The organism is Roseateles sp., assembly GCF_046300915.1.
GTDB lineage: Bacteria > Pseudomonadota > Gammaproteobacteria > Burkholderiales > Burkholderiaceae_C > Kinneretia.
The window spans coordinates 1-16,626 of record NZ_JBKCLH010000151.1; the positions used below are offsets into that span (position 1 = coordinate 1).

Annotated in this window: 17 protein-coding genes; 8 read left to right on the forward strand and 9 right to left on the reverse strand. The window is 66.8% G+C overall.

Annotation, left to right across the window (positions count from 1 at the left end):
* Positions 1-1,324 (forward strand): dihydroxy-acid dehydratase (locus ACK5F2_RS11695; protein ID WP_409864802.1); only part of this gene is annotated, 1,324 nt, incomplete at its 5' end.
* A gap of 79 nt (positions 1,325-1,403) precedes the next feature.
* On the opposite strand, the gene ACK5F2_RS11700 is transcribed toward ACK5F2_RS11695, so the two are convergent.
* Entirely contained in the window at positions 1,404-1,649 is a 246-nt protein-coding gene (locus ACK5F2_RS11700; RefSeq protein WP_409864803.1) for a TIGR04438 family Trp-rich protein, read from the reverse strand.
* Positions 1,650-1,785: 136 nt separating this feature from the next.
* On the opposite strand from ACK5F2_RS11700, the gene ACK5F2_RS11705 reads away from it, so the two are divergent.
* On the forward strand, positions 1,786-2,097 hold the full coding sequence (locus tag ACK5F2_RS11705; RefSeq protein ID WP_409864804.1) for a c-type cytochrome: 312 nt from the start codon (positions 1,786-1,788) through the stop codon (positions 2,095-2,097).
* A gap of 60 nt (positions 2,098-2,157) precedes the next feature.
* Here ACK5F2_RS11705 and ACK5F2_RS11710 read toward each other — a convergent pair whose 3' ends face one another.
* A complete protein-coding gene (locus tag ACK5F2_RS11710; RefSeq protein ID WP_409864805.1) occupies positions 2,158-2,895 on the reverse strand; it encodes an Hcp family type VI secretion system effector in 738 nt (245 codons plus the stop codon).
* Between the two features lie 205 nt (positions 2,896-3,100).
* Positions 3,101-5,062, reverse strand: coding sequence for an acetate--CoA ligase (gene acs / locus ACK5F2_RS11715; RefSeq protein ID WP_409864806.1), 1,962 nt, complete (start codon positions 5,060-5,062; stop codon positions 3,101-3,103).
* Positions 5,063-5,225: 163 nt separating this feature from the next.
* On the opposite strand from acs, the gene ACK5F2_RS11720 reads away from it, so the two are divergent.
* On the forward strand, positions 5,226-5,849 hold the full coding sequence (locus ACK5F2_RS11720; RefSeq protein ID WP_409864807.1) for a YqhA family protein: 624 nt from the start codon (positions 5,226-5,228) through the stop codon (positions 5,847-5,849).
* Positions 5,850-5,922: 73 nt separating this feature from the next.
* Here the strand turns inward: ACK5F2_RS11720 and ACK5F2_RS11725 are convergent, their stop codons facing one another.
* From ACK5F2_RS11725 to ACK5F2_RS11750, 6 genes are read right to left on the reverse strand one after another with little or no spacing between them, the layout of a single operon-like run.
* Positions 5,923-6,261: a Na+/H+ antiporter subunit G gene (locus ACK5F2_RS11725; protein WP_409864808.1), complete on the reverse strand. Its 339-nt coding sequence runs from the start codon at positions 6,259-6,261 to the stop codon at positions 5,923-5,925.
* A gap of 5 nt (positions 6,262-6,266) precedes the next feature.
* The gene (locus tag ACK5F2_RS11730) at positions 6,267-6,554 is read right to left on the reverse strand and encodes a K+/H+ antiporter subunit F (RefSeq protein WP_133602682.1); all 288 of its coding nucleotides are present in this window, start codon (positions 6,552-6,554) and stop codon (positions 6,267-6,269) included.
* A complete protein-coding gene (locus ACK5F2_RS11735) occupies positions 6,551-7,075 on the reverse strand; it encodes a Na+/H+ antiporter subunit E (protein WP_409864809.1) in 525 nt (174 codons plus the stop codon). The genes ACK5F2_RS11730 and ACK5F2_RS11735 overlap by 4 nt, the downstream gene beginning before the upstream one ends.
* A gap of 2 nt (positions 7,076-7,077) precedes the next feature.
* Positions 7,078-8,700 carry a monovalent cation/H+ antiporter subunit D gene (locus tag ACK5F2_RS11740; protein ID WP_409864810.1) on the reverse strand — a complete coding sequence of 541 codons (1,623 nt, stop codon included), beginning with the start codon at positions 8,698-8,700 and terminating at the stop codon, positions 7,078-7,080.
* Complete coding sequence (locus ACK5F2_RS11745) at positions 8,697-9,035, reverse strand: Na+/H+ antiporter subunit C (protein WP_409864818.1); 339 nt, start codon at positions 9,033-9,035, stop codon at positions 8,697-8,699. The genes ACK5F2_RS11740 and ACK5F2_RS11745 overlap by 4 nt, the downstream gene beginning before the upstream one ends.
* A gap of 8 nt (positions 9,036-9,043) precedes the next feature.
* Positions 9,044-11,860 (reverse strand): monovalent cation/H+ antiporter subunit A, encoded by a 2,817-nt coding sequence (locus ACK5F2_RS11750; protein WP_409864811.1) that lies wholly within the window; start codon positions 11,858-11,860, stop codon positions 9,044-9,046.
* Positions 11,861-11,999: 139 nt separating this feature from the next.
* Here ACK5F2_RS11750 and ACK5F2_RS11755 point away from each other — a divergent pair, with 139 nt between their 5' ends.
* The 5 genes from ACK5F2_RS11755 to ACK5F2_RS11775 form a co-directional block, all read left to right on the forward strand.
* On the forward strand, positions 12,000-13,160 hold the full coding sequence (locus ACK5F2_RS11755; RefSeq protein ID WP_409864812.1) for an MlaE family ABC transporter permease: 1,161 nt from the start codon (positions 12,000-12,002) through the stop codon (positions 13,158-13,160).
* Positions 13,161-13,170: 10 nt separating this feature from the next.
* Positions 13,171-13,977, forward strand: coding sequence for an ABC transporter ATP-binding protein (locus ACK5F2_RS11760; protein ID WP_409864813.1), 807 nt, complete (start codon positions 13,171-13,173; stop codon positions 13,975-13,977).
* Positions 13,967-14,935, forward strand: a complete 969-nt coding sequence (locus ACK5F2_RS11765; RefSeq protein ID WP_409864814.1) for an MlaD family protein — start codon at positions 13,967-13,969, stop codon at positions 14,933-14,935. The genes ACK5F2_RS11760 and ACK5F2_RS11765 overlap by 11 nt, the downstream gene beginning before the upstream one ends.
* On the forward strand, positions 14,932-15,582 hold the full coding sequence (locus tag ACK5F2_RS11770; RefSeq protein ID WP_409864815.1) for an ABC-type transport auxiliary lipoprotein family protein: 651 nt from the start codon (positions 14,932-14,934) through the stop codon (positions 15,580-15,582). The genes ACK5F2_RS11765 and ACK5F2_RS11770 overlap by 4 nt, the downstream gene beginning before the upstream one ends.
* Positions 15,583-15,644: 62 nt before the next feature.
* Positions 15,645-16,626 (forward strand): fumarate hydratase (locus tag ACK5F2_RS11775; RefSeq protein WP_409864817.1); only part of this gene is annotated, 982 nt, incomplete at its 3' end.

A 16,626-nucleotide genomic window follows, 5' to 3' on the forward strand; every position in this document is an offset into this window, starting at 1 on the left:
GATCGGCGGCTGCGACAAGAACATGCCCGGCGGCATGATGGGCATGCTGCGCGCCAATGTGCCGGCCATCTACATCTACGGCGGCACCATCAAGCCCGGCCACTACAAGGGCCAGGACCTGAACATCGTCTCGGTCTTCGAGGCCGTGGGCCAGTTTTCAGCCGGCAAGATGAGCGAGGAAGACTTCTGCCAGATCGAGAAGCGCGCCATCCCCGGCAGCGGCTCCTGCGGCGGCATGTACACGGCCAACACCATGAGCTCGGCCTTTGAGGCGCTGGGCATGTCCCTGCCCTACTCCTCCAGCATGTCCAATGTCGAGGACGAGGTGGTGGAGAACACCAAGCGCGCGGCCGCCGTGCTGGTCGAGGCGGTCAAGGCCGACCTGAAGCCGCGCGACATCGTCACCAAGAAGGCCATCGAGAACGCCGTGGCCGTGATCATAGCCACCGGCGGCTCCACCAACGCGGTGCTGCACTTCCTGGCCATCGCCCACGCGGCCGAGGTGGACTGGACCATCGACGACTTCGAGCGCATGCGCAAGAAGATCCCGGTGCTCTGCGACCTCAAGCCCAGCGGCCGCTTCCTGGCTGTGGATCTGCACAAGGCCGGCGGTATCCCGGCCGTGATGAAGGTGCTGCTCAAGGCCGGCCTGCTGCATGGCGACTGCATCACCATCACCGGCAAGACCGTGGCCGAGAACCTGGCCGAGGTGCCGGATCTCAGCCCCGACCAGGAGGTGATCCGCGAGGTCGGAAATCCGATGTACGAGCAAGGCCACCTCGCCATCCTGCGCGGCAATCTTTCGCCCGAGGGCTGCGTAGCCAAGATCACCGGCCTGAAGAACCCCGTGATCAGCGGCCCGGCCCGCGTCTTTGACGACGAGCAGAGCGCCCTGGCCGCCATCATGGCCGGCAAGATACAGGCCGGCGATGTGATGGTGCTGCGCTATCTGGGCCCCAAGGGCGGCCCGGGCATGCCCGAGATGCTGGCCCCCACCGGCGCCCTGATCGGTCAGGGCCTGGGCGAGAGCGTGGGCCTGATCACCGACGGACGCTTCTCCGGCGGCACCTGGGGCATGGTGGTCGGCCATGTGGCCCCCGAGGCTTACGAGGGCGGCACCATCGCCCTGGTGCATGAGGGCGACCGCGTCACCATCGACGCCCACCAACTGCTGCTGGAGCTGCATGTGGACGAGGCCGAGCTGGCCCGCCGCAAGGCCGCCTGGAAGCAGCCCGCCCCGCGCTACACCCGCGGCGTGCTGGCCAAGTTCGCCAAGAACGCCTCCAGCGCCAGCTCGGGCGCCGTGCTCGACAAATTCGATTGAGCCCAGGCCGCTGAGCTGATGGAAAAAGGGCGCCGGTGGCGCCCTTTTCCCTTTTCTATTGGCAGATGCAGCGCTGAACTCAGCGCCGACGCTGCTTCTCGCCCTGCCCCAGCGCATCCAGGGCCTTCTGGCGCCGCGCCTCTTTCTTCTCATCCATGCGCCGCATCGCACGCTTCTGAGTCAGGCCGCTGGCATCTGACCAGGCCCACCACAGCACAGCCGCGGCAAAGGGTGACAAGACCAGCCACCAGCTCCAGCTCGCGACCGGCGCCACCTCCTGCCACTTGAGCAAGAGCAACAAGACCCCGATCAGCACAAAACCCATGCATCCAACTCCACGATTTGAGCGCTGCCATCATCCACGGCATGCCTACAATGCCAGCGCGGCCTTCCTGCCAGGACTGTAGTGCAGATTGCCCGACACCCCAGCCACACCTGAAGCAAGAATTCGAAAGGAAGCCATGAAGTCCTCTTTCATCGCTCTGGCCGCTCTGGCCGCAACCCTGAGTGCCCCCGCCGCTTTCGCCAGCGCCGACCTGGCCCAGAAGAAGAACTGCATGGCCTGCCATGCCGTGGACAAGAAGCTGGTCGGCCCGTCCTACAAGGATGTGGCCGCCAAGTACGCCAAGGACAAGGACGCGGTGAAGAAGCTGTCCGAGAAGATCATCAAGGGCGGCTCTGGCGTCTGGGGCCCGGTGCCCATGCCGCCTAATGCCCAGGTCTCGGCCGATGAGGCCAAGCAACTGGCGACCTGGGTGATGAGCATCAAGTAAGCCAGGCGCTCAACTGTCCCAAAAAAAGGTCGACCCAGGTCGACCTTTTTTCTTGGCAGATCAGCTGGACACCCTGCTCCCACGTCGCCGAACCAGCAGACCCAGTCCGGCCAAGCCACCCAGCATCATCAGCCAGGTCTGCGGCTCCGGCACGGACAGGGCCATGGCCTGCGACAGCCCCTCCAGGGCCATGGGGTCGCCGCTGAACTCATAGAAGGACTGGCCGCCAACCACATTGGTCGCCACATTCCACCTAGCCGTCACGGCAGGGCCCAGTTTGCCCTTGCTGTCCATGGGCTTGTAGGACATGCTGACTTCCTTGAAGACAAACTCGCCATTGAGCTGCAGCGGACCACCGCTGCTGCCGGAGGTCGCCAGCCTGGTGTAGAAGACTTCGCCGAACTCCATATTGAAGAAGACTTCGGGCTTGGAGCCGCCGGTGCTCGTCGTCACATCGAACTTGACCTTGGCACTGTGCCTGCCTTGGACCAGGAACGTGAATAGCTTCGGGTAGGTCCGGTCAAGGTCTTGCTGCCAGCGGAACGGCCCCGGCTGGGGCTTGCCGACGGAAGCACCACCGCCCTTGATAAAGCTGGACTCTGCACTGACCAGCCAGGACCAGCCGTCCACCTCGCTCCAGTCCTCGTGACCGAGCACCACAGACTCCCCCTTCAAGAAGCTTGTCGTGCTCGCGCCGTCGCTGAACTGAATGAAGCTGTTGGGCGCGGCCTGGGCCGTGGGCGACTGCATCGCAAGCACGAGCAGGGACAGTGCGGTGGCATGGACGGTCTTGTGCATGATGGACCCTTTCCCGGATGGGGATGAACGCCCCGCAACCACCATGGCTCGAGGCTTGGCGACCCATCTTGCCGCGGGCGATAGACGCACAACATCCCTAGTCCGCCGCCACGCACCACGGCCGAGCGCCCGCTGAAAGACAAAAGGCCGCGGAGCTTGCGCTCCGCGGCCCGTGCTACGGAAGAGGCTGAAGCGGGTCGAGGCCTCAGTAAGCCTGACCCAGCTGCTCCAGGATGGCCGGGTTCTCCAGGGTGCTGGTGTCCTGGGTGACGGCTTCGCCCTTGGCCACGGCGCGCAGCAGGCGGCGCATGATCTTGCCGCTGCGGGTCTTGGGGAGGTTGTCGCCGAAGCGGATGTCCTTGGGCTTGGCGATGGGGCCGATCTCCTTGGCCACATGCTCGCGCAGCTGCTTGGCAATGGCCTTGGCCTCCTCACCACTGGGGCGCGGACGCTTGAGCACCACGAAGGCACAGATGGCCTCGCCCGTGGTGTCGTCCGGACGCCCCACCACGGCGGCCTCGGCCACCAGCTCGGTGCAGCTGACCAGGGCCGACTCGATCTCCATGGTGCCCATGCGGTGGCCGGACACGTTCAGCACATCATCGATGCGGCCGGTGATGGTGAAGTAGCCGGTCTCCGCGTCGCGGATGGCGCCGTCACCCGCCAGGTAGTAGCCCTTGAGCTCAGCCGGGTAGTAGCTCTTCTTGAAGCGCTCGGGGTCGCCCCAGATGGTGCGGATCATCGAGGGCCAGGGCTTCTTCACCACCAGAATGCCGCCCTGGCCATTGGGCACATCGTTGCCCAGCTCGTCCACGATGGCGGTGGTGATGCCCGGGAAGGGCAGCGTGCAAGAGCCCGGCACCAGGGGCGTGGCGCCCGGCAGCGGCGTGATCATGTGGCCGCCGGTCTCGGTTTGCCAGAAGGTGTCCACGATGGGGCAGCGGCCGCCGCCCACATGCTGGTGGTACCACTCCCAGGCGGCCGGGTTGATGGGCTCACCCACCGAGCCCAGCAGGCGTAGGCTGGACAGGTCGTAGTTTTTGGGGTGCACCGCCTCATTGGTCTCGGCCGCCTTGATCAGGGAGCGGATGGCCGTGGGCGCGGTGTAGAAGATCGTGACCTTGTGCTTGGCAATCATCTGCCAGAAGCGGCCGGCGTCCGGGTAGGTGGGTACACCCTCGAACACGATCTCGGTGCCGCCCAGGGCCAGGGGGCCGTAGGTGATGTAGGTGTGGCCCGTGACCCAGCCGATATCGGCCGTGCACCAGAACACATCGTCAGCCTTGAGGTCAAAGGTCCACTTGGTGGTCAGAGCCGCATGCAGCAGATAGCCGCCGGTGCTGTGCTGCACGCCCTTGGGCTTGCCGGTGGAGCCCGAGGTGTAGAGCAGGAAGAGCGGATGCTCGGCCTCCACCCACTCCGGCGCGCAGTCGCTGCTCTGACCTTCCAGCAGCTCATGCAGCCAGAGGTCGCGACCGGCCACCCAGGCGATGCTGCCGCCGGTGCGCTGGTAGACGATCACATCCTTGAGCGTGGGGCAGCTGTTGTCGGCCAGGGCCTCATCCACGATGGACTTCAGCGGCAGCTGCTTGCCGCCGCGCAGCTGCTCGTCGGCGGTGATCACCATCACGGCGCCGGCGTCCTGCACACGGTCGCGCAGGCTCTGGGCCGAGAAGCCGCCGAACACCACCGAGTGCGTGGCGCCGATGCGAGCGCAGGCCTGCATGGCGGCGACGCCCTCCACCGACATGGGCATGTAGATGACCACGCGGTCACCCTTCTTCACGCCGCGCGCCTTCAGCGCGTTGGCCAGGCGCGAGACCTTGGCCAGCAGCTCGCTGTAGCTGACACGGGTGACATCGCCATTGTCGGCTTCGAAGATCAGGGCCGTCTTGTCACCCAGGCCGCGTTCCACATTGCGGTCCAGGCAGTTGTAGGAAACGTTCAGGCGCCCATCCTCAAACCACTTGAAGAACGGTGCCTCGCTGTCGTTGAGCACCTTGGTGAACGGAGTCTGCCAGCTGATCAGCTCACGGGCGCGGCTGGCCCAGAAGCCCTCATAGTCGGCCTCGGCCTCGGCCACCAGGGCACGGTAGCCGTCCATGCCCTTGACGTGGGCGTTCGCGCTCCAATCCGCGCTGGGCAGGTATTGCTTGCTCTGCGACATCGTTGTCTCCTCGGTGCCTGGATTTGCTTTGAAAACTGCGTGCACTGTGCGTGCCGTCTCTGACGAAGTGCTTACTCTAGCGCCGTAACCCGGCGTCACTGGGTGAGAGTTCAGTCACGCACGGGCCCTAGAATCCGCCGCCACAGCCTCTTGCCTCACACCGATGAACAATAGCAACAAACCCCTGCGCCCCCTGCCCAATCTGATCTTCATGAGCCGCTGGCTGCAGCTGCCGCTCTACCTCGGCCTGATCCTGGCGCAAGCGGTCTATGTCTTCCAGTTCTGGACCGAGCTGGTGCACCTGGTGGAAGCCGCTTTCGGCAACCAGGATGCGCTGAGCATGCTGGTCAAGAGCATTGGCTACAAGGCCACGCCCATCAAGGACGCGGCGGGCGCCGTGATCGGCTACGAGCCGATTGCCAAGCTCAACGAAACCATCCTGATGCTGGTGGTGCTGGGCCTGATCGACGTGGTGATGATCTCCAACCTGCTGATCATGGTGATCGTGGGCGGCTACGAGACCTTTGTCTCGCGCATGCATCTGGAAGGTCATCCGGACCAGCCCGAGTGGCTCAGCCATGTGAACGCCTCGGTGCTCAAGGTCAAGCTGGCCACGGCCATCATCGGCATCTCCTCCATCCACCTGCTCAAGACCTTCATCAACGCCGACAACTACACCGAGAAGGTGCTGCTCTGGCAAACCCTGATCCATGTGGCCTTCCTGTTCTCGGCCCTGGCCATTGCCGCCGCCGACCGCCTGATGCACCCGGCCGCGGAAAAGCACTGAGCGCCTCGCGTCTGCGCTGCTGAACACTACGCTGCGGAAAGTCGGCTGCACGCCCCTCGCGCGGGGCGTGTGATCAAGGATGGGGCTGATCGGGCGGCACCGGAGCCCGGGAGGGCACCCGCAAGTGCAAGGCCGCCTTGGCCAGCAGATTGGCCGAGACCGGCGCGGTCACGAAGACAAAGAGCGTGATCAGCAGCTCGTGCAGCCCATAGTCGCCCTGAGCCCAATGCAGGAACAGGCTGGCCAGCAAGACGCCGCCCACCCCCAGCGTGCTGGCCTTGGTGGGCGCATGCAGCCGCATGAAGAAGTCGGGAAAGCGCAGCATGCCCACGGCACCCACCAGCGCAAATACCCCGCCAATCACCAGCAGGGCGGAAATCAGGGCCTGTATCACCCAGTGCAGTTCTTGCATTGCACTCACTCCATCACATCGCCACGGCTGAGATAGCGCGCCAGCGCCACGGTCGAGGCAAAGCCCAGCAGGGCGATGATGAGCGCCGCCTCGAACAAGAGGTCCATCTGCCAGCGCATGCCCAGCAGGATGACCAGCGCCAGCGCGTTGATGTACATGGTGTCCAGGGCCAGAACCCGGTCCGGCGCCTCCGGCCCGCGCAGCAGACGCCAGCCGCAAAGCACCAAGGCCAGGCCCACGGCGATGGTGGCGAAATCAAGCGCCCAGCCCAGCAGATTGAGGGATGCACTCATTCGAAGATCTCCAGCAGCGGCTGCTCGTAACGGCGCTTGATATCCGCCGCCATGGCCTGCGGGTCGGCACAGTCCAGGGCGTGCACCAGAATCTCGCCGCGCTCACCGTCCACCACACAGGACACCGTGCCCGGCGTCGTGGTGATGATGGTGGCCAGCAGGGTGATGGGCCCGGGCTGGCGCAGGGTCAGGGGCACCCGCACCCAGGCGGGCTGGGGCCGGGCAGCCGGCGAGAGCACCAGGCGCGCCACGCTCAGATTCGAGACCACGATGTCCCAGAGCACCAGGGCCGCAAAGCGCAGCATCAGCAAGGGTTTGCGCGGACGCATGGCCGGTCCCAGAAATCCCTGCACCAGCCAGGGCAGCAGCAGACCCAGCAGCAGCGCACTGATCCAGTAGGACAGACCCAGACTGCCCTGCAACAGCAACCACACCAGCACCAGCAGCAGGGACAGCACCGGATGCGACAGCCAGCCGGCGCGTCCGCTGCCTTGCGGCTTGTTCTCCTTGTTCGCGGCCATGGTTACTGGGCTCCAGCAGGCGGGGACGGCATGCGTCCGTCATAGGGGCGGGTGCTGCGGGCAGCCGCGCCGCCCTGCTCCGGCAGCGCCGCCTCGGCATACGCGCTCAGATCCATCAGCTGGGCCGCGGCGGCCTCCGTATAGCGCTGCACGGGGGCGGCCGCCACGCTCATCAGCACACTGGCCAGCAAGAGGCTGGCGGTGGCCGTCACAAGCTTGGTGCTGCCGCCCGCCGAGGCCGCAGGCGGCGCGTCCTCGCGCACATGCCAGAACAGAATGCTGCCAGCACGCGCCAGACCCAGCAGGGTCAGGAAACCCACGCCCAGCACGACTGCCCAGAAGCTCACGGCCCAGGCATGGCCGCTGGCCGCTTCCAGCAGCATCAGCTTGCCGATAAAGCCCGGCAAGGGCGGCAGCCCGGCCGTGGATGCCGCGGCCAGCAGCAGCATCAGGCCCAGCAAGGTGGGCTGAGCAAGGGGCGCGGCAGGCACGAGCAGGCCCTGGGCCTCGCCCCGCTGCGCGGCCACCAGTTCGGCCAGCATGAACAGGGCTGCGATGACCAGGGTGCTGTTGAGCATGTAGTAGAGCGCAGCCCCCCAAGCGGCCGTGCCGAAGAGGCCCAGGCCCGCCAGCACGGTACCGACGGAGGCCACGGTCAGCCAGGCCACCAGGCGAGCCAGGGTGCGGGCGGCCAGCGCGCCCAGCACCCCGGTGAGGCTGGTCGCCAGCGCCAGCGGCAGCAGCACCGGCTCTACCGTCAGAGCGCTGGTGCCGGCCGAGGCGCCGAACACCACGCCATGCACCCGCAAGATGGCATACACGCCCACCTTGGTCATGATGGCAAACAGCGCTGCCACCGGCGCGCAGGCCGAGGCATAGGTATTGGGCAGCCACATGGCCATGGGCATGAGCGCCGCCTTGAAGCCGAAGACCACGAACAGCACCCAGGCGGCCACCTGCAAGAGGGCCGCATCCGGCCCGCTGACCTGCGGCACCCTCAGGGCCAGGTCGGCAAAGTTCAGCGTGCCCGTCTTGGCATAGACCAGGGCCGCCCCGATCAGGAACAGGGCCGAGGCCAGGAGATTCAGCACCACATAGTGCAGGCCGGCCTTAAAGCGAGCCCCGCCCTGCCCGTGCACCATCAGCACATAGCTGGCGATCAGCAAGACCTCGAAGAACACGAAGAGGTTGAACAGATCGCCCGTCACGAAAGCGCCCGCCAGGCCCATGAGCTGGAACTGGAACAGCGCGTGGAAGTAGCGGCCATGCGCATCCCAGCCACCGCAGGCGTACCACAGCACGGGCAGGGCCACGCAGGCGCTCAGCAGCAGCATCAGGGCGCCAAGCCGGTCCACCAGCAGCAGGATGCCAAAGGGCGCCGGCCAGTCGCCCGCTCGATAGGTGATCAGCTCACCCGAGCCCGCCCGCTGCACCAGCCAGACCGCCAGCAGCAGGCCCACGAAGGCCGAAGCCAGGGACAGACGGCGCGCCCATAGCAGCTTGCGATGCCCGTGACCGCCTCGGCTGCCGGCACCATGGTCCCCCATCAGGAGCAGCAAGGCCGCGGTGATGGCCGGCAGCAGCACCGGCAGCACGGCCAGATGATCCTTGAGCCACATCATCATCGCGCCGCCCCGTCAGTCTCGGTGGCATCGACATGGTCGCTGCCGTTGTCCGCGCGGCTGCGCAGAGCCAGCTCGATGACGAAGCCCGTGGTGGCAAAGCCGATCACGATGGCCGTCAGCACCAGGGCCTGCGGCAGGGGATCGGCGAACACCGGTCCCTGAGAGAGTATGGGGGGCGCCGACTGCCAGAGCCGCCCCATGGCGAAGATGAACACATTCACCGCATAGCCCAGCAGGGACAGACCCAGCACCACGGTGAAGCTGCGGCCCCGCAGCATCAGATACAGGCCGCAGGCCGTGACAAAACCGATGCTGGTAGCCAGCAGAAACTCCATCGAGATCATCATGCGCGCGACCCTTCCTTGCTCGCCGAGCCCAGCACCGACAGCATCAGCATCGTGGCGCCCACCACGGTGATGTACACACCGAGATCAAACAGGGCGGCCGTGGCCAGTGGCAACTCACCCAGCAGGGGCAGCACCGGATGGCCGAAGGCGCTGGTCAGGAAGGGCTTGCCAAACAGGAAGGCGCCCACCCCGGTCGCCCAGGCAATGGCCAGACCCAGGCCGATCCAACGCACGAAACGGCGCCCACCCTGCGCCTGCATCAGGGCTTCGGCACGCTGCTGCCCGTTGGCCATGTACTGAAGCACCAGGGCCACCCCCGTGACCAGGCCGGCGATGAAGCCGCCACCAGGCAGGTTGTGACCGCGCCAGAAGATGTAGGCCGAGACCAGCAGGGCCAGCGGCAGCACCAGACGCGCGACCACCTTCAGCATCAGGGGTTCACGGGCGTAGCTCCAGGGGCGCCCCGCCGCGTCCGCGCCGGGCCTGTGGACCCGCAAGCCGTCCAGCAGGGCCAGCACGCCCACGGCGGCAATGCCCAGCACCGTGATTTCGCCAAAGGTGTCGTAGCCACGGAAGTCCACCAGGATCACGTTCACCGCATTGGTCCCGCCCCCGAGCGACACGGCGTTCTGCAGGAAGTACCAGGAAATCGACGCATGATCCCGCGTCAACACCAGCCAGCACAGCCAGGCCACGCCTGCCCCGCCCGCCAGGGCAATCAGGGCGTCCCGGCCCCGGCGTGCCCGGGAACTCTCCACCGGGCTGCTCTGGGGCAGCAGGGCCAGGCCCATGAGCAGCAGCGCCGTGGACACCACATCCACCGCCAGCTGCGTCAGGGCCAGATCGGGCGCCGACAGCGCCAGAAAGCTCAGCGAGCACAGCAGGCCGATGCCGCCGGTCAGGATGACCGCCACAAAGCGCTGGCGCTGCAGACGCAGCAGACCCAGGCCCATGGCCAGCAGCAGCAGCCACAGCAGCAGGGCCAGCGGCGGTGCGGGCATCAGACTGCGCTCGCCGGCAGCCAGGCCCTCGGCCGTCAGCAGAGGCCAGGCGGCCAAGGCAATCACGAACATCAGCATCCAGGCGATGTAGCGCTGCAGCGAGCCGTTCTCCAGCCAGGCGGTCCAGCGTCCGGCCAGGGCGATCAAGCCGTCCACGCCAGCTTCAAAGACCTGCTTGCCGCTGAAACTGCGCGCCTGGTAGCGATGCAGCCAGGCGCCCTTTTGCAGGCCCGCATAGAGCAGCGCGCCGCCCAGCACGGCCAGGGCGCTCATCAGCAGGGGCAGATTCAGGCCATGCCAGAGTGCCAGGCCGAAGGCCGGTGCGGGCGCGCCCAGCATGGCCGAGGCCGCCAGCTGAACCAGGGGGCCGGCAATCAGCATGGGCGCCAAGCCCACGGCCAGGCAGATGCTGGCCAGCAGCAGCACCGGTGCCTTCATGCCCCAGGGCGGCTCATGCGGGTGGGCATGGGGCCAGTCCCGCGCCGGGCCGTTGAAGAAACTGTCGTGAACCAGGCGCAGGGAGTAGGCCGCGGAACACAGGCCGCCCAGGGTGGCCAGCACCGGGATCAGCCAGGACTGCGTGCCCCAGAAGTCCGCCAGCAGGGCCTGCTCCAGCATCATCTCCTTGGAAATAAAACCGTTGAAGGGCGGCAGACCCGCCATGGCGGCCGAGGCCACCATGGCCAGACTGCCAACCCAGGGCATGAGCGCAAACAGCCCGCCCAGGCGACGCATATCGCGGCTGCCGACCTCGTGATCGACGATGCCCGCCGTCATGAACAGCGCGGCCTTGAAGCTGGCGTGGTTCAGGATATGGAACACCGCCACCACCGCCGACATGGGCGTGGACAACCCGATCATGAAGGTGATGAAGCCCAGATGGCTGACGGTGGAATAGGCCAGCAAGCCCTTGAGGTCATGCTTGAAGATCGCCACAAAGGCCGCAAACACCATGGTCAGCAAGCCGATGCTGGCCACCAGGGTCTCGAAAAGCTCGGCCCCGCCCATCACCGGGTACAGGCGCATCAGCAGGAAGAGTCCGGCCTTGACCATGGTGGCGGAGTGCAGATAGGCCGACACCGGCGTGGGTGCCGCCATGGCCTGCGGCAGCCAGAAATGGAAGGGCAGCTGGGCGCTCTTGGTGAAGCAACCCAGCAGAATCAGGCCCAGGGCCAGCGGGTAGCGGGGGTCGGCCTGGACCAGGGCGCCCTGGTCCAGGATCTGGGAGAGCTCGTAGCTGCCGGTGATCTGGCCCAGCACGATCACACCTGCCAGCAAGGCCAGACCACCGCCGCCGGTGACGGCCAGGGCCATGCGCGCACCGCGCCGGGCCTCGTCCTTGTGGCTCCAGTAGCCCACCAGCAGGAAGGAGGAAATGCTGGTCAGCTCCCAGAACACCACCAAGAGCAGCAGGTTGTCCGACAGGGCAATACCCAGCATGGCCGCCATGAACAGCATCAGCAGGCTGAAGAACTTGCCCGGCGGATCGTCGGCATGCAGATAGAAGGCAGCGTAGAGAATGACCAGCAGACCGATGGCGCTGATCAGCGCGGCAAACAGCCAGGCCAGTCCATCCAGGCGCAAACCGATGTTCAGCCCGATGGCCGGCACCCAATCGGCGTGCGCCAGCAAGACCTGACCCTGAAATACCTGGGGCGCCAGATGCAGCAGCAAGCCCAGCACCGTGGCGGTGACGGCGCCCGCCACCACGGCCGGCGCGTGCCGACTGACGACCGGGCGGCGTCCCAGAAACGCACACAAGCCGCAGCCAAGCAGCAGGGGGAGAAGAACAAGCGCGGCAAGCTGGGCCATCGAATCCTTGTCTCAACTTGTCTCAACGGGAGCCCTGGCGCTGCTGCGAGCAGGTCCTTGGGCAGACGACGCGGCGCATTGTAGGGGCCGCCGTCCTGGCTCGCTGAAGCAGCGCCCTTCACGTATGCTTGCCCCCAGCATGGAAGCCGTATCCACCTCCAGCCCGGTCGATGCAAACCGTTGCCCCGGCTCGCTCAGTCTGAGCGAGGCCGAGGGCGCTCAGCCCACGCTGAAGCTGCACGGGGTCTGGCGCATGGTCCATCTGCCCGAATTGGCGGCCTTGCTGGACGGCTTTGCCATCGAGCCGACCCGCCCGCCCGAACAGGTCGACGCCAGTGAACTGCAGGACATCGACTCGGCATCCGCCTTGCTGCTGCTGCGCTGGCTGCGAGCGGCCGGCATAGGGGGCAAGCCCTGGCACGGGCTATCGCCCGCTCAGGCACGAATTGTCGAAGGCGTGCGCAGCCATCTGGCGCGAGCGCAGCCCGTGGCACCGCCCGGTCCAAGCTCTGCCCTGGCCCAACTCGGCCGCGGCAGCAGCGCCCTGGCTGCAGTGCTGCTGGGCCATCTGAATTTTCTGGGGGCCAGCCTGCTGGCCGGTCTGGATGTGCTGCGCGGTCGCCAGAAGCTGCGTCTGCGTGAGCTCACCGTCCAGATCGAGCAGACCGGCCTCATGGCCATCCCCGTGGTGGCGCTCGTGACCCTGCTCATTGGCGTGGTGATTGCCTATCTGCTGGGCCTGCAGGCCGAGCAGTACGGGGCCAGCATCTTCGTGGTCGACGGCGTGGCAATAGGCGCCACCCGGGAGTTTGCGCCCATCATCGTGGCCGTGATCGTGGCCGGCCGCTCCGGCGCGGCCTTCACGGCCCAGCTCGGCTCCATGCGCCTGACCGAAGAGATCGACGCCATCAAGACCCTGGGGCTGGATCCCATGCAGGTGCTGGTGCTGCCGCGCGTGCTGGCCCTGATGCTGACCCTGCCCTTGCTGGTCTTTGTGGGCGATGTCATGAGCATCCTGGGCGGCATGCTGATCGCCGAGCCCATGCTGGGCATCACCCCGGCCGGCTATCTGGCGCGTCTGCGCGAGTCGCTGGACCTGCGTCATGTCTGGGTGGGGCTGATAAAGGCGCCGGTCTTTGCACTCTTCATTGCCGTGATCGGCGTACGCATGGGCATGACGGTGGGACGCGACACCCGCGCCGTCGGTGCAGCGACCACCTCCACGGTGGTGCAGAGCATCGTCGCCGTCATCCTGCTGGATGCGGGATTCGCCGTGCTCCTGCAGGCCCTTCACTGGTAGTGCCCGGACCATGAACCCGCCCCAGAACACCGTGCTGGCTGTGCGCGACATCGTCACGCGATTCGGCACCCATGCCGTCCACCAAGGCATCAGCTTCAGCGTGCAGCGTGGCAGCCTGGTGGGCATGATAGGCGCGAGCGGCACCGGCAAATCCGTGCTGCTGCGCGAGATCATCGGCCTGCACCGGCCCAGCAGCGGTCAGGTCGAGCTGCTCGGCTGCGAGATGTGGGACGAAACCGGGAGCCCGACCCACGCCGCGCGCCTGGCGGCGGTGCGCCGTCGCTTCGGCATGATGTTCCAGGACGGCGCCCTCTTCTCCTCCCTGACCGTGGCGCAGAACGTGGCCGTGGCCCTGCGGGAGCACACGACCCTGGACGACTCGCTGATTGATGAGCTGGTGCAGCTGCGGCTGCACCAGGCCGGCCTGCCCGCCGAAGCCGCCCACAAGCTGCCCAGCGAACTCTCGGGCGGCATGCGCAAGCGCGCGGCGATCGCCCGCGCCATCGCCCTGGAGCCGGAGCTGCTCTTCATGGACGAGCCGACCTCGGGGCTGGACCCCATCACCGCGCGCGGCTTTGACCGCCTGGTGCGCAGCCTGGTGGATGATCTGGGCCTCACGGTCTTCCTCGTCACCCATGATCTGGACACCCTGATAGGCGCCACCGACCGCGTGATTGCCCTGGCCGAGGGCCGTGTGCTGGCCGATGCACCGGTGCAGGACTTGATGCGCTCTCAGGATCCGTGGCTCAGCCAGTATTTTTTGGGGCGCACGCCACCTGCCGCCCACATCAAGGGAGAGCCCTCTTATGGAAGCTGAAGCACGCTACACGAAGGTGGGACTGGCCGTGCTGGGCCTGCTGGCAGCACTGGTCGCCACGTTGCTGTGGCTGGCGAATGTGGGCAGCGAGAGCGACTTCCGCCGCTACACCATCCACTTCGAACAACAGGCCCTGGACGGGCTCCAGGTCGGTGCCGATGTCAGCCTGCGCGGCATCAAGGTGGGCCGCGTCCAGGACTATGCGCTGGCCGTGGACAAATTCAACCGCGTCCGCGTGGAGATCCGCGTGGACAAGCGCACGCCCGTGCGCAGCAATACGGTGGCCGTCGTGAGCCGAAACTTCGTCACCGGCATCGCCGCCATCGCCCTGGTGACGCCCGAGCCGCCCGGAGAGCCCCTGGTGGCCGTGGCCGAGGGCGAGCGCTATCCGGTGATCAAGGAAGGCCGCTCGGGCATGGACGAGATTACCGGGCGCGTCCACAAGGTCGGCGACATGGCCGCCAACACCCTCACCCAGCTGAACCAGCTGCTGTCCAGCGGCAACCAGGACGAGGTCATGAACACCGTCACGGCGCTGCGCGATCTGGCACGCGGCCTGAATGCTCGCCTGGGCCTGCTGGACCGGACCCTTGAGCAGATGGGTACGGCAGCCACGCAGATCGGCACGTCCGGGGAGCGCATGGCCGGTGTCGCGGAAAGCACCGGGCGCCAGCTGGACGCCACCCTGGTGGAAACCGCGGCCCTGGCCGCCGAGGCCAGGGTGGCGCTGCAGCAGGCCAGTCAGACCATGACGGCGCTGCAGGTCCAGGGCGGTCGTGCTGCCCAGCGCCTGGAGAGCACGGCCGCGAATGTGGATGACCAGCTCAGCGTCGCGGTGACCGAGCTGCGCGTCGCCATTGACGGCGCCACCCGTGTCTTCGACCGCCTGAGTGACCCGCAGGCCGCCCTGCTGGGGGCCGGCAAGCAGCAGCTGGGCCCTGGGGAGAAACAACCATGAACGTCCTGATCGACCTCGGCCGCCGGCGCGGTCTGGCCCTGCTGGGCTCGACGGGCCTGTGGCTCAGCCTGTCGGGCTGCGTGTCCGTGGGTCAAAGCGGCGGCCTGCAAGTGCACCACCGCCTGCATGATGTGGGTCCGACACCCCAACGCTTGCCCAAGCCGCTGGTGAGCGCCCTGCTCATCCAGGTTCTGCCCGGTGATGCCCTGGCCGACAGTCACACCATGGCCTATACGCGGGCGCCGCAGCAATTTGCCTTCTATCAACAGTCGCAATGGCTGGAGAGGCCCTCGCGCATGGTGGCGAGCCTGCTCACCCGGCGGCTGGAGGCCAGGGGCCTGGCCGCCGCCCTGGGCCGGATGGGCGAGCCCCTGCAAGCTGACTGGCTGCTCAGCCTGAGCCTGGAAGATGTGCATCACGATTTCACCAGTCCGCCCGGTCTGGGCCGCCTGAGCTTGCGCGCCGACCTGCTGGACCGCCGGCAGCGTCAGCGCCAGGCCCAGCTGCGCCTGCCCCTGCAGGCGGCGGCGACCAGCGCCGACGCCGCCGGTGCGGCTCAGGCCCTGTCCCTGGCCCTGAGCCAGGGGCTGGATCAGCTGCTGCCCTGGCTGGAGTCCGAGCTGCGGCGCGCCAGCGCTGCAAGCTAGGCGCCAGACGGCTCCGATAAACTGCGGACAGCTTCTTCCAACTCCCCCCTAGGTTCAGCCTCATGAACACCACCACGATCAAGTACGACGACCTCGTCGAAAGCGTGGCTGCCGCTCTGCAGTACATCAGCTACTACCACCCGGCCGACTACATCCAGCATCTGGCCCGCGCTTACGAGCGCGAGCAGAGCCCGGCGGCCAAGGACGCGATCGCCCAGATCCTGACCAACTCGCGCATGTGCGCCGAAGGGCGCCGCCCCATCTGTCAGGACACCGGCATCGTCAACGTCTTCCTGAAGATCGGCATGGACGTGCGCTGGGCGGATTTCCCCGGCTCCATCCAGGACGCCGTCAATGAAGGCGTGCGCCGCGCCTACAACCACCCGGACAACAAGCTGCGGGCCTCGGTGCTGGCCGACCCCATCTTCGAGCGCAAGAACACCAAGGACAACACACCCGCAGTGATCTTCATGGAAGTGGTGCCCGGCAATACCGTGGACGTGATCGTCGCGGCCAAGGGCGGCGGCTCCGAGAACAAGAGCAAGGTCTATATGCTCAACCCCAGCGACAACATCGTCGACTGGGTGCTCAAGACCGTGCCGACCATGGGCGCGGGCTGGTGCCCGCCGGGCATGCTGGGCATCGGCGTTGGCGGCACGGCCGAGAAGGCCGCCCTGCTGGCCAAGGAAGCCCTGATGGACGACATCGATATGTACGAGCTGTTGGAGCGTGGCCCCCAGAACAAGCTGGAGGAATTGCGCATCGAGCTGTACGAGAAGGTCAATGCCCTGGGCATCGGCGCGCAGGGCCTGGGCGGCCTGACCACGGTGCTGGACGTCAAGATCAAGACCTACCCCACGCATGCGGCCTCCAAGCCCATCGCGATGATCCCCAACTGCGCGGCCACCCGCCACGCCCACTTCGTGCTCGACGGCTCGGGCCCCAGCTACCTGGAAGCTCCCAGCCTGGACCTGTGGCCCGATGTGCACTGGGCCCCCGACTACAACAAGAGCAAGCGCGTGGACCTGAACGCGCTCACGCCCG